Origin of the sequence: Cognatiluteimonas sedimenti, from assembly GCF_022808325.1 — a bacterium.
Lineage (GTDB): Bacteria > Pseudomonadota > Gammaproteobacteria > Xanthomonadales > Xanthomonadaceae > Cognatiluteimonas > Cognatiluteimonas sedimenti.
Genome location: NZ_JALGCL010000002.1, coordinates 512,145 through 523,907 on the forward strand (window position 1 = coordinate 512,145; position 11,763 = coordinate 523,907).

At 70.1% G+C, this 11,763-nt stretch carries 14 protein-coding genes, 2 tRNA genes and 1 other RNA gene; 13 read left to right on the top strand and 4 right to left on the bottom strand.

The features are described from left to right. Nucleotides 1-9 precede the first annotated feature (9 nt). Nucleotides 10-747, top strand: a complete 738-nt coding sequence (gene dnaQ, locus MQC88_RS09135; RefSeq protein ID WP_243321250.1) for a DNA polymerase III subunit epsilon — start codon at nucleotides 10-12, stop codon at nucleotides 745-747. A 153-nt stretch (nucleotides 748-900) separates the two neighbouring features. Here dnaQ and MQC88_RS09140 read toward each other — a convergent pair whose 3' ends face one another. Next, complete coding sequence (locus MQC88_RS09140; RefSeq protein WP_243321253.1) at nucleotides 901-1,605, bottom strand: PP2C family protein-serine/threonine phosphatase; 705 nt, start codon at nucleotides 1,603-1,605, stop codon at nucleotides 901-903. Nucleotides 1,606-1,772: 167 nt separating this feature from the next. Here MQC88_RS09140 and MQC88_RS09145 point away from each other — a divergent pair. Continuing rightward, nucleotides 1,773-1,862: transfer RNA gene (locus tag MQC88_RS09145), tRNA-Ser, on the top strand. A 139-nt stretch (nucleotides 1,863-2,001) separates the two neighbouring features. Beyond that, nucleotides 2,002-2,409 carry a DUF6165 family protein gene (locus MQC88_RS09150; RefSeq protein WP_243321255.1) on the top strand — a complete coding sequence of 136 codons (408 nt, stop codon included), beginning with the start codon at nucleotides 2,002-2,004 and terminating at the stop codon, nucleotides 2,407-2,409. Between the two features lie 66 nt (nucleotides 2,410-2,475). Here MQC88_RS09150 and MQC88_RS09155 read toward each other — a convergent pair whose 3' ends face one another. Beyond that, nucleotides 2,476-3,531: a glycosyltransferase family 9 protein gene (locus MQC88_RS09155; protein ID WP_425491611.1), complete on the bottom strand. Its 1,056-nt coding sequence runs from the start codon at nucleotides 3,529-3,531 to the stop codon at nucleotides 2,476-2,478. A gap of 65 nt (nucleotides 3,532-3,596) precedes the next feature. Here MQC88_RS09155 and MQC88_RS09160 point away from each other — a divergent pair, with 65 nt between their 5' ends. Genes MQC88_RS09160 through MQC88_RS09185 form a run of 6 tightly spaced genes read left to right on the top strand, consistent with a single transcriptional unit; the run spans nucleotide 3,597 to nucleotide 7,432 of the window. After that, nucleotides 3,597-4,361, top strand: a complete 765-nt coding sequence (locus MQC88_RS09160) for a 3-deoxy-D-manno-octulosonic acid kinase (protein ID WP_243321258.1) — start codon at nucleotides 3,597-3,599, stop codon at nucleotides 4,359-4,361. Between the two features lie 31 nt (nucleotides 4,362-4,392). Continuing rightward, nucleotides 4,393-5,163 carry an MBL fold metallo-hydrolase gene (locus tag MQC88_RS09165; RefSeq protein ID WP_243321261.1) on the top strand — a complete coding sequence of 257 codons (771 nt, stop codon included), beginning with the start codon at nucleotides 4,393-4,395 and terminating at the stop codon, nucleotides 5,161-5,163. Further along, nucleotides 5,160-6,263 carry a GTP 3',8-cyclase MoaA gene (moaA, locus tag MQC88_RS09170; RefSeq protein ID WP_243321264.1) on the top strand — a complete coding sequence of 368 codons (1,104 nt, stop codon included), beginning with the start codon at nucleotides 5,160-5,162 and terminating at the stop codon, nucleotides 6,261-6,263. The genes MQC88_RS09165 and moaA overlap by 4 nt, the downstream gene beginning before the upstream one ends. Continuing rightward, complete coding sequence (gene moaC, locus MQC88_RS09175) at nucleotides 6,260-6,772, top strand: cyclic pyranopterin monophosphate synthase MoaC (RefSeq protein WP_243321266.1); 513 nt, start codon at nucleotides 6,260-6,262, stop codon at nucleotides 6,770-6,772. The genes moaA and moaC overlap by 4 nt, the downstream gene beginning before the upstream one ends. After that, a complete protein-coding gene (locus MQC88_RS09180) occupies nucleotides 6,772-7,011 on the top strand; it encodes a MoaD/ThiS family protein (protein ID WP_243321268.1) in 240 nt (79 codons plus the stop codon). Before moaC ends, MQC88_RS09180 begins: the two co-directional genes overlap by 1 nt. Before the next feature lies 1 nt (nucleotide 7,012). Further along, nucleotides 7,013-7,432, top strand: a complete 420-nt coding sequence (locus MQC88_RS09185) for a molybdenum cofactor biosynthesis protein MoaE (protein ID WP_243321270.1) — start codon at nucleotides 7,013-7,015, stop codon at nucleotides 7,430-7,432. A 183-nt stretch (nucleotides 7,433-7,615) separates the two neighbouring features. On the opposite strand, the gene ffs is transcribed toward MQC88_RS09185, so the two are convergent. After that, nucleotides 7,616-7,712: signal recognition particle sRNA small type (ffs, locus tag MQC88_RS09190), an RNA gene on the bottom strand. A gap of 103 nt (nucleotides 7,713-7,815) precedes the next feature. Beyond that, nucleotides 7,816-7,908, bottom strand: a tRNA-Ser gene (locus MQC88_RS09195). Nucleotides 7,909-8,035: 127 nt separating this feature from the next. Between MQC88_RS09195 and dnaX the strand changes: the two genes are divergently transcribed. From dnaX to MQC88_RS09215, 4 genes are all read left to right on the top strand, one after another. Further along, nucleotides 8,036-9,763 (top strand): DNA polymerase III subunit gamma/tau, encoded by a 1,728-nt coding sequence (gene dnaX / locus MQC88_RS09200; protein WP_243321272.1) that lies wholly within the window; start codon nucleotides 8,036-8,038, stop codon nucleotides 9,761-9,763. A 12-nt stretch (nucleotides 9,764-9,775) separates the two neighbouring features. Next, complete coding sequence (locus tag MQC88_RS09205; protein ID WP_243321273.1) at nucleotides 9,776-10,096, top strand: YbaB/EbfC family nucleoid-associated protein; 321 nt, start codon at nucleotides 9,776-9,778, stop codon at nucleotides 10,094-10,096. Nucleotides 10,097-10,259: 163 nt separating this feature from the next. Beyond that, entirely contained in the window at nucleotides 10,260-10,856 is a 597-nt protein-coding gene (recR, locus tag MQC88_RS09210) for a recombination mediator RecR (RefSeq protein WP_243321276.1), read from the top strand. 74 nt (nucleotides 10,857-10,930) lie between these two features. After that, nucleotides 10,931-11,278 (top strand): histidine triad nucleotide-binding protein, encoded by a 348-nt coding sequence (locus MQC88_RS09215; protein WP_243321278.1) that lies wholly within the window; start codon nucleotides 10,931-10,933, stop codon nucleotides 11,276-11,278. Nucleotides 11,279-11,763: the final 485 nt, after the last annotated feature.

An 11,763-nucleotide genomic window follows, 5' to 3' on the forward strand; every position in this document is an offset into this window, starting at 1 on the left:
GCACGCCGGATGAGACAGATCGTGCTCGACACCGAAACCACCGGGCTGTCCTGGGACAAGGGCAACCGCATCGTCGAGATCGGCTGCGTGGAACTGGTCGAACGCCGCCCGACCGGCCGCACCTTCCAGCAATACCTGGATCCGGAGCGCGAATTCGAACCCGGCGCGCAGGAAGTCACCGGCCTGACCCGGGAATTCCTCGCCGGCAAGCCCAGGTTCGCCGACGTGGTCGACGAGTTCTTGGAATTCGTCGACGGCGCCGAGCTGGTGATCCACAACGCCGCCTTCGACATCGGCTTCCTCGACGCCGAGCTGGCGCGGCTGGGCCCGCACTACGGCCGCATGCGGCAGCGCTGCGCGGTCGAGGACTCGCTGGAACTGGCGCGCCAGCGCTATCCCGGCCAGCGCAATTCGCTGGACGCGCTGTGCCGGCGCCTGGGCGTGGACAATTCGCACCGGCAACTGCATGGCGCCCTGCTCGACGCGCAACTCCTGGCCGAGGCCTACCTGGCCTTGACCGCGGGGCAGGGCGAGATCGGTTTCGACAGCCAGGTGCAGGCGACGGCGACGATCGCGGCCGCGCAGGTCGTGGTCGTGGCCGACGGCCGCCCGCGGCCGCGCGTGCGGGTGCTCGCGGAGGAGCTGGCCGCGCACGAGGCACGGCTCGGGCAACTGCGCGCGAAGGCAGGGCGCGCGATCTGGGATGTCGAGGTCACGGTCGTGGCAGCCGAAATGGCGTCGGCGTAAACGTCGCCCGACGCCGCCCGCCCGCGCGGTTGCGAAAGCCGTCCGGTCGACTCCGGCTCCGCTCGCACCCGGAACAGGCTCAGGCCTACTCCTGTTCGATCGGCAGCCGGCCGGGCAACGCCCGCGCGCCGCGCTGGCTGCCGCGGGCTGCCCTCAGTGCCGCCGCACCAGGACCACGGTGACGTTGTCCGAACCACCACCGTCCAGCGCCGCGGCCACCAGCCCGTCGACGCACTCCTGCGCACTGCACTCCACGTGCGACAGCACCTGCGAGATGCTGTTGTCGTCGACTTCCTCGGTCAGGCCGTCGCTGCACAGCAGCAGCTGCATGCCCGGGCGCAGTTCGCCGGACATGGTCTCGACGTTGAGGGCCTGCGGATCGGTCACGCCCAGCGCCTGGGTGACCACGTTGCGGTGCGGATGGCTGCGCGCCTGTTCGACGCTGATCGCACCCTGGCTGATCAGTTCCTGCACGTAGCTGTGGTCCTGCGAAAGCTGCGCCAGCTGGCCTTCGCGCCACAGGTAGACGCGGCTGTCGCCGACCCAGGCGACCTCGAAGCGGTTGCCGCTGACCCTGACCGCGACCACGGTCGTCCCCATTGGCAAGGCGTCGTTGCGCTGCTTCGAGGCGCGGATGATCTCCTCGTCGGCGGTACGGATCGCCTGCGCCAACGGCCTGCCGCCGCGCACTTCGCGCACGATCGCCTCGCGCGCCAGGGCGCTGGCGACCTCGCCGTACTCGTGCCCGCCCATGCCGTCGGCCACCAGCCAGAGCCCCAGGTCGCTGTCGCCGTAGTACGTGTCCTCGTTCAGCTCGCGCCGCAGGCCGACATGGGTCAGGTGTCCGAATTCGATCATGCCGGCCGCATCGTTTGGTTGTTCTCCAGGGCTGTAACGGAATGATCAAGTCCGGGCGGCCGCGAGGCAACCTGGAACGCCACCGGCCATTGGCACGGCTTGTGCCATCGGGACCCGCCCCGTATCATTTGCGCCCCTTCCGCCATGCGGAAGGGACCGAGACCACCGGAGAGGTGGCAGAGTGGTCGAATGTACCTGACTCGAAATCAGGCGTACGTGTAAGCGTACCGTGGGTTCGAATCCCACCCTCTCCGCCAGGACATGCAGGCAAACGGCGCCCTCGGGCGCCGTTTGCCTGTCCGGCGGGGCTTCGGCGTTGCCCGCATGCCGCTCCAGCGTCGCCGCCCGGCCCGGCGCCGGTAGACTTGGCCCCTCGCGCCATTGCCGGAGCCGCCCATGTCCGAACTCCTCGTCCCCGTCTCCTACGGCGAACTGCTCGACAAGATCGCGATCCTGCAGATCAAGTCCGAACGCATGACCGACCCGGCCAAGCTGGCCAACGTGCGCAACGAACTGTCGGCGCTCGAAACCACCTGGATGGCGCATCCGGCGGCCGGCGGCGATGTCGCCGCGTTGCGCGCGCAACTCAAGGCAGTCAACGAACGCCTGTGGGTGATCGAGGACGACATCCGGGCCAAGGAGAAGGCGCGCGCCTTCGATGACGAGTTCATCCGCCTGGCGCGCAGCGTCTACGTCGAGAACGACGCCCGCGCGCGGATCAAGAAGGACATCAACCTCGCGCTGGGCTCGACCTATGTCGAGGAGAAGTCGTACCAGGACTACGGTGGCGGCGTGGGGTCCTGACCCCGTCCCCCGCAGCCGGGGGCCGGTCTCGTCGCTGCGGGAAGAGATGCCGCGCGGCGACCACGGCTATTGCGGCGGCGCCTGGACGGCATCATCGCCGCCATCGCGATCGGCCTGGTAGCGCTCGAACGCCGCGATCGCGTCGGCGACCGTGACCAGGTCCATGACGCCCTCGAATTCGATCTTGGCGCCCCAGCGCAGCGCGGCGGCTGGCCGGCCCAGGTACTTGCGCGCAGCGTCGTCATAGCGGTCCACGCAATAGCGCCGGTTCGAATACGGGCCGCTGCGCGCCGGGTTGCTGGCCGCATGCAGGCCCAGCACCTTCGTGCCCATGGCGTTGGCGATGTGCATCGGGCCCGAATCGGGCGTCATCACCAGGTCGGCGCGCGCCAGCAGCGCCGGCAACTGCTCGATCGTGTCCTTGCCGACCAGGTCCAGCGCGGGGGCCTGCATCGCGGCGAGGATCGCATCGGCGGTGTCGCGTTCCAGCGGGCTGCGGCCGCCGCACAGCACCACGCGCCAGCCGCGCGCGGCGGCATGGTCGGCGACCGCGGCGTAACGGTCGGCGCGCCAGTTGCGGCGGACATGGCTGGAGCAGGGCGAAACCAGCAGGGTGCGTACCTCGTCCAGTGGCCATTGCGCGCGTGCCCAGGCATGCGCTTCGTCGGACACCGGCAGGTGCCAGGCGACTTCGGCCTGGCGCAATCCCAGCGGTTCGCAGAAGCTGCCGATGGCGTCCAGCACGTGCACCCCGGGGCGGTCGGGGATGCGCTCGTTGACGAAAAGCCCGTGCAGGTCCCTGGACCGCGAGCGGTCGTAACCGATCCTGCGCCGTGCCGGGATGAACGCCGACAGCAGGTTGGCTCGCGCGGCGACCTGCATCTGCAGCAGCGCGTCGAAACGCCGGCCGGCCAATTGCCGGCGCATGGCCAGCATCCCGGCGACCCCGGTGCGCTTGTCGTACTCGATGAATTCGACCCCTGCCAGTCCCGCGAGCAACCGGTGTTCGCCGCGGCCGATCACCCAGGACAGCGCAAGCTCCGGCCACGCCGCGCGCAGGGTGCGCAGCAGCGGCAAGACATGGGTGACGTCGCCCAGCGCGGACAGCCGCAACAGGCAGATCGAAGCCGGCGGCGCGGTGGCGCGGAGGGCGGAGGCGGGAGGCAATGGCTTGCTAGACTCGCTGGATGGCAGCATTCGACGCCAGTGAAAGCCTGACGCCATTCGAGTATGGACGCCCCGGGCACGCCGGCGGCCATGGCGCGATTCTGTTCGACGTGCAGCGGGTCGGGCAAGTCGATCCTGACTGGTTCGCACCCGCGTACTGGGGCGAGCGTGCACGCCCGGTGGCCAGTGGCGGACGTGGCGGCGCCTGGTTCGTCGATGCGCCGTTCGGCCCGGCGGTGCTGCGCCATTACCTGCGCGGCGGCTGGGCGGCGAACGTGAGCCGTGACGGCTACCTGTGGCACGGGCCCGACCGCGTGCGCAGCTTCGCCGAATTCCGCCTCACCCGCGCCCTGCACGCGCTCGGCCTGCCGGTGCCGCGGCCGATCGCCGCCTGCTACCGGCGCCATCGCGCCAGCTACCGCGCCGCGATCCTGGTGGAGCGCATCGCCGGCGTGCATTCGCTGGCCGATCGCGCGATCATTGCCGCCCAGGACGCGCCCTGGGAGGAAACCGGGCGCCTGGTCGCACGCTTCCACCGCGCCGGCCTGGACCACGCCGACCTCAACGCGCACAACATCCTGTTCGATACCACCGGGAAGGGCTGGTTGATCGACTTCGACAAGGGCCGCATGCGGATCCCGGACACCGCCTGGCGCGAACGCAACCTCATGCGCCTGCAACGCTCGTTGCTCAAGCTGCGTGGCGGGCGCGAAGCGGCGGCGGTCAAGCGCGACTTCGCGCGCCTGCGCGGCGCCTACACGGCGACCTGGGAGCGGGGTTTCTGATGAAGACGGCGCGACCGGCGGGGATGCGGTGATGGCCTGGACGCTGCGCTTCCACGGGGTCGGCAATTCGGGTGCGGTCGAACTCGGCTCGGCAATGGCGACGGTCGAGCGCGACGGCAAGCCATGGTTGACCATCGACTGTGGCGCCGAGGGCCTGACCGCATACCAGGCCCATTACGGCGCGATGCCCGAAGCGTTGTTCGTGACCCACACCCACCTGGACCACGTCGGCGGCTTCGAGCGCCTGTTCGGCGCCGCCTATTTCGCCACCCCGCGCCTCGACCACACCCGCCTGTACGTGCCGGCGCCGCTGGTGCCGCTGTTGCAGCAGCGCGTCGCCGGTTATCCCAACGTGGTCGCCGAAGGCGGCGCCAACTTCTGGGACGCATTCCGGCTGGTGCCGGTCGGCAGCCACTTCTGGCACGAGGGCGTGCGCCTGGAAGCCTTCCCGGTACGCCACCACTGGCCTGAAACCGCGTACGGCCTGCGCTTGCGCGGCAGCCTGGCCTGGACCGGCGATACCCGCCCGATCCCGGAGATGCTGGCGCGCTACGCCGATGCCGGCGAGATCGTCGCCCACGACTGCGCGCTGCACGGCAACCCGTCGCACAGCGGCATCGACGACCTGGAACGCGAGTATCCGCGCGAGCTGCTCGCGCGCTGCCTGCTCTACCACTACGGCAGCGCGGCGGACGGGGCGGCCCTCGCCGCGCGCGGCCATCGCGTGGCCCGGCCGGGCGAGGTGGTGGCGCTGCGCACTCCGTCGTCGTCGACCGCGGACGCCGCGGTATTGGTGCCATGAACACGCCATCGCGAAGCGCCGGCCCGGAGCTCCGGGCGCAACCGGAGTCGCAGCTGCAGCCGCAGCCGGATTCGCAGGCGCCGCGGGATTCGCATGCGCCGCCGCAACCGCGCGACCTGCTGGGACGACCGTTGCGCGACTTGCGGTTGTCGCTGATCGAAGCCTGCAATTTCCGTTGTCCGTACTGCATGCCGGCCGACCGCATCGCCGAAGACCATGGCCTGGACGCCGGTTCGCGCCTCTCCTTCGATGAAATCGAAACCCTGGTGCGCGGGTTCGCGCGCCTGGGCGTGAGCAAGCTGCGCCTGACCGGCGGCGAGCCCTTGTTGCGCAAGCGCTTGCCGGAGCTGGTCGCGCGCCTGGCCGTCATTCCCGGCATCGACGACCTCGCCTTGACCACCAACGGCTCCCTGCTGGCGCCGCAGGCGCGCGCCTTGCGCGGGGCTGGCCTCCGGCGCCTGACGGTGAGCCTGGACGCACTCGACCCGGGCCGTTATCGCGCGCTGTCCGGCGGCCGTGGCGAGGTCGCCGACGTACTCGCCGGTATCGCCGCGGCAGCCGCGGCGGGATTCGCGCCGCTAAAGCTCAACTGCGTCGTGCAGCGCGGCGTCAACGAGGACGAGGTCCTGCCGCTTGTGGCGTTCGCGCGCGAGCATGGGCACGTCATGCGCTTCATCGAATACATGGACGTGGGTACCTGCAATGGATGGGACGCGGCGCGCGTGCTGCCGTCGGCCGAACTGCGCGACCGCATCCATGCGCGCTGGCCGCTGCGGCCGCTGGATCCGAACTACCGGGGCGAGGTCGCCTCGCGCTACGCCTTCGAAGATGGCGGTGGCGAGATCGGTTTCGTCAGTTCCGTCAGCGAACCGTTCTGCGGCGACTGCCATCGCGCCCGCGTGTCCGCCGACGGCCGGCTCTTCACCTGTCTGTTCGCCGGCCAGGGCAGCGACCTGCGCGGGGTGCTGCGCGACGGCGAAGAGGCACTGGCCGGGCGCGTCGCGATGTTGTGGAACGCGCGCAGCGACCGTTACAGCGAACTCCGCGGCCAGGTCGATGGCTCGCGGCGGCACGTCGAGATGTACCTGGTGGGTGGATGATGGCGGGACAGCGCGGGAAGGAATTGACCCACATCGATCGCGCCGGGCGCCCGGCGATGGTCGATGTCTCGGACAAGGTCGTCACGCCGCGCGTGGCCGTGGCCGAGTGCCGGGTGCGCTTCCCGGCGGCAGTTGCCGCGCAGTTGCGCGCCAGCGGGCTGAAGAGCGCCAAGGGCGGCATCGTCGAAACCGCGATCGTCGCTGGCACCATGGCGGCCAAGCGCACGCACGAACTGATCCCGTTCTGCCATCCGTTGCCGATCGACGGCTGCCGCATCGCGATCCGGTGGCACGGCGAGCGCGAGCTGCGGATCGAATGCATGGTGAAGGCCACGCACCGCACCGGCGTGGAGATGGAAGCGTTGACCGGCGCGATGGTCGCGGCGCTGACGGTGTACGACATGTGCAAGGCGCTGTCGCACGCGATCGTGCTGGGCCCGGCGAAGCTGCTCGGCAAGCGTGGCGGCAAGCACGACTTCGGCGCCGATGCGATCGGGAAGGCGGGCTGATGCTGGTCAATGTGCTGTATTTCGCCAGCCTGCGCGATGCCGCTGGCATTTCCGGCGAGACGCTGGAGACGCAGGCGCCGGACCTGCGCGCGCTGTACGCGCAGTTGCAGGCCCGCCACGGCTTCGCCTTGCCCGTCCAACGGCTGCGGGTCGCGGTGGACGGCGCGTTCGCCGACTGGGGCGCGCCGCCGGTGCATGGCAGCGAGATCGCCTTCATTCCGCCGGTATCGGGTGGCTGAGATGGCGCGCTTCCGGCTGTCCGAAACCCCGTTCGACACCGCCACCTTGCGTGCGCAACTGCTCGACGCGCGCGTTGGCGCCTACGCCAGTTTCGAGGGCTGGGTGCGCGACCACAACGACGACCGCAACGTCCACGGCCTGCGCTACGAGGCCTATGCGACGTTGGCGCAAAGCGAAGGCGAGGCGGTCCTGGCCGAAGCCCTGGCGACGTTCGACATCCTCGACGCCCACTGCGTGCATCGCACCGGCGAGCTGGCGGTCGGCGAACTGGCCGTCTGGGTCGGCGTCACCGCCGCGCACCGCGATGCCGCCTTCGCCGCCTGCCGCTACGTCATCGACGAAGTGAAGTCGCGCGTCCCGATCTGGAAGCACGAGCGCTACGCAGACGGCGACGCCGGCTGGCTGCACCCGCAAAGCTGATTCCGGAGAACCACCGCGTTCGCGTAGCTTCGAGCCCCGGGAACTCCGTCAAAGGAGAGCCCCCCTTTTTGCAAAAGGGGGCGCGGCGAAGCCGCGGGGAAATTGGAGGCGATGGCCCTGGGGCCCAAAGTTTGCGCAGCGAACTTTGGGGTCTGTTGCGCGGCGCGGAACAGACGGGCGATGGCCCCGCCAACTGACCTCGGCGCCCGCATCGATCGATACCGTTGCTGCCTTCCGGCCCTGGCGGGGTTTTCGACCTAGCGTCGCGAGGGGCCGACGGGGCCACCATAGAGACGGGAAACTTCCGCTCGATGATCGAGCGGGTTTTCCTTTGGAAGCCCGGCCATGGATGGCCGGGCTCTTGTGCAGGGAGCGCGCATAACTGGCGGAGAGAGGGGGATTCGAACCCCCGAAGCGCGGTTTAGACGCTTACACACTTTCCAGGCGTGCTCCTTCAACCACTCGGACACCTCTCCGCTGGACCGCGCATTCTAGCGAGGCCCCCGGGCCATCACAACAACTGCCGGCCGTCCACGGGGACGCGGCGGCGCGCGCGCCGTGCCCGGGCAAGCAAATTCCGCCGGGGCGCGGCAGAATGTCCGCATGTCCTACCTCGTCCTCGCCCGCAAGTGGCGCCCCCGGCGTTTTTCCGAACTGGTCGGGCAGGAGCACGTGGTGCGGGCGCTGACCAACGCGCTGGATTCGGGACGCGTCCACCATGCCTTCCTGTTCAGCGGTACCCGCGGCGTGGGCAAGACCACGATCGCGCGGATCTTCGCCAAGTCGCTGAACTGCGAGCGCGGCACTTCGGCCGAGCCTTGCGGCGAATGCGAGACCTGCAAGGCGATCGACGCCGGCCGTTTCATCGACCTGCTGGAGATCGACGCCGCTTCCAACACCGGCGTCGACGACGTCCGCGAACTGATCGACAACGCCCAGTACATGCCCAGCCGCGGCCGGGTGAAGGTGTACCTCATCGACGAGGTGCACATGCTCTCCAAGAATGCATTCAACGCGCTGTTGAAGACGCTCGAGGAACCCCCGGGGCACGTCAAGTTCCTGCTCGCGACGACCGATCCGCAGAAGCTGCCGGTGACGGTGCTGTCGCGCTGCCTGCAGTTCAACCTCAAGCGCCTGGACGAGGACCAGATCGCCGGGCAGATCACCATGATCCTCCAGGCCGAGGGGATCGCAGCCGATGCCGGTGCGATCCGGCAACTGGCGAAGGGCGCCGACGGCAGCCTGCGCGACGGGTTGTCGCTGCTCGACCAGGCCATCGCCTATACCGGCGCCAGCAGCGGCGGGGCCGGACTCGACGCCGCCGCGGTCGCGAGCATGCTCGGCAGCGTCGACCGCACCCGGGTCGATGGCCTGCTGCAGGCGTTGGCCGACGGCGACGGTGGCGCCTTGCTGGGCGAGGTCGCGACCCTGGCGGGGTTTTCGCCGGACTGGGACGGGGTGCTGGACGCGCTCGCCGACGCGCTGCATCGCGTGCAGGTGCGGCAACTGGTGCCCGGCGTCGAGATCGAAGGCGATGGCGTCGACATCGATGGCCTGGCCGCGAAGCTGCGGCCGGAGCTGGTGCAGCTGTGGTACCAGATGGCGCTGGGCGCACGCCGCGACCTCGCGCTGGCGCCGGGGCCGCGTGCCGGGTTCGAGATGGCGGTGTTGCGGATGCTGGCATTCCGGCCGGCGGAAGCCGGCGTGCAGGCGACGTCCGCCGGCGGCGGCGCGGCGCCGCGCGTCTCCGGTGCCGCCGCAGCCAAAGCCGCGCTCGCCGAGACGACGCCCGCGCGCAGCGCCCGCGTTACGCCCGTGCCCGCACCGGCGCCGGCGGTCGCGACGTCGCCGGCGCGGCCGCCACGCATCGCCGAACCGCTGCCGCCGCCACCGCCACCTCCACCTCCACCGCAGGCTGCGATGGGTACGCCACCGGCGGTTGTCCTGGATGCCGACCGCTGGCTGCAGCTGGTGGCGGCCAGCGACCTCAAGGGCCCGGCCCGGGAACTGGCCGCGCATGCGGCCTTCCTCGATTACGAAGCCGGCGTGCTGCGGCTGGCATTGTCGCCCGCCGATGAACTGCTCAAGTCCCCGGGTTCGATCAACGCGCTGGTGCAGGCGCTCGCGCCGGCGCTCGGGGCGCCGCCGCAGGTCCGCTTCGAGGCTGCCGCGGCCGGCGGCGAAACCCTGCACCAGCGCAGCGAACGCGAGCGCGACGCGCGCCAGGCCGCAGCCGAAACCGCTTTCCTGGCCGACCCGGGCGTGCAGCAGCTGATCCGGCAGCATGGCGCGCAGGTCGTGCCCGATTCCATCCGGCCGTTCGACGAATAGGAAACAGACGCCATGCGTGGAAACATCGCCCAGCTCATGCAGCAAGCGCAGAAGATGCAGGAAGACATGCAGCGCGCGCAGGAGGAGCTCGCCCGCCTCGAAGTCGTCGGCAATGCCGGCGGCGGCATGGTCGAGGTCACCCTCAGCGGGCGCATGGAATGCCGCAAGGTGCGCATCGACCCGACGGTGCTGTCGGATCCCGAGATGGCCGAAGACCTGGTCGCGGCGGCGTTCAACGATGCCGTCAACAAGGCGAACGCCGCCTCGCAGGAAAAGCTCGGCGCCGCGACCGCCGGGATGCAGTTGCCGCCCGGGCTGAAGCTCCCGTTTTGATCCTGTCCGGGACTTCCGCGCGGGCGGGAACCCCGCGGCTGCATGCCGTGGCGCCCGGCAAGGGGTCGGGTTTCCTTCCGGCAACGGAAGGGATTGAAGTCGCAACGTCGAGAGCAAGAGGCAGGCCGATCCCCGCCTGCGCGGGACATGATGATCGCAGGCAATGAGCGCATCCCTCCTCGAACAACTGATCGAAGCGTTCCGCGTCCTGCCCGGCGTCGGCCAGAAGACCGCGCAACGCATGGCCTACCACGTGCTCGAACGCGAGCGCGACGGCGGCCGCCGGCTGGCCGAGGCGCTGGGCGCCGCGGTCGAGCGCATCGGCCATTGTGCCCGCTGCCGCGACTTCAGCGAAACCGCGCTGTGCGCGACCTGCGCCAGCGCCGCGCGCGACACGCATTCGTTGTGCGTGGTCGAATCGCCCGCCGACCGCCTCGCGATCGAACAGGCCACCGGCTATCGCGGCCTCTATTTCGTGCTGCAGGGACGCTTGAGCCCGCTGGACGGCATCGGGCCGCGTGAACTCGGCCTGGACAGCCTCGCCGCGCGCCTGGCGGAGGGCGAAGTGCGCGAGCTGATCATCGCCACCAACCCGACGGTCGAAGGCGAAGCCACGGCGCACTACCTCGCGCAGCTCGCGCGCCAGCATGGCGTCCGCCCCAGCCGGCTGGCGCACGGCGTGCCGCTGGGCGGGGAACTCGAATACGTGGATCGCGGCACCCTCTCGCATGCGTTCGGCAGCCGCAGCGAGATGCCCTAGGGCGCTGCGGGCCTGGCAAGGGCGCGTGCGCGTTCGGCGTTAACATCCAGCCTTCGATCCCGGAGCACGACGCCATGGACACCATCTTCCACAAGATCATCCGTCGCGAGATCCCGGCCGACATCGTGTTCGAGGACGAGCACGTGATCGCGTTCCGCGACATCGCGCCCCAGGCGCCGGTGCACGTGTTGTTCGTGCCCAAGATCGACATCGCCACCCTCGACGACCTGCAGCCGTCGCAATCCGAAGTCGTCGGACACCTCGCGCTGGCCGCGGCCGCCTACGCCCGGCGCGAGGGCTTCGCCGAAGACGGCTACCGCATCGTCATGAATTGCAACGGCGACGGCGGGCAGACGGTGTTCCAGCTCCACCTGCACTTGCTCGCGGGTGCGCCGCTGGGGCATTTCGGAACCGCGCGCTGACGCCGGATGCGTCGTCGGCGCCGTTGGCCGCGCGCGTCCGGAGATCTGGGTCGCATCGCCGGCTTCTTTCCGGTAGCGCCAGATTCTTCGGCGGAGGTTCCCACCGCTGGCGGCGGTGTTCCAGCCGATTCCCGTGTTGCCTGATCGCACGCCTTCGGCGCGACCTGATGGGCCCCGGCGTGGCCGCCAGCCCTTCGGGGCAAATGTCCCCCGGCCTGCGGCCTCCTCCTTTATTTCGCCCCGAAGGGCCGGCGGCCACGCCGGGACGTCGGATCGCAGGCCTGCCGAAGAGCCTAGCTCTGCCTTCTCTCGTGAGTCACTTCGCAACTCGCAACGCGGGATGCGGACGCCTTTGGGTGCGAAATAAAGGAGGAGGCCGAAGGCCGGGGGACATTCGCACCCAAAGGCGTCCGTATCCGGCGCCCGACGAATGTCCGTATCCGGCGCCCGACGAATGTCCGTATCCGGCGCCCGACGAATGTCCG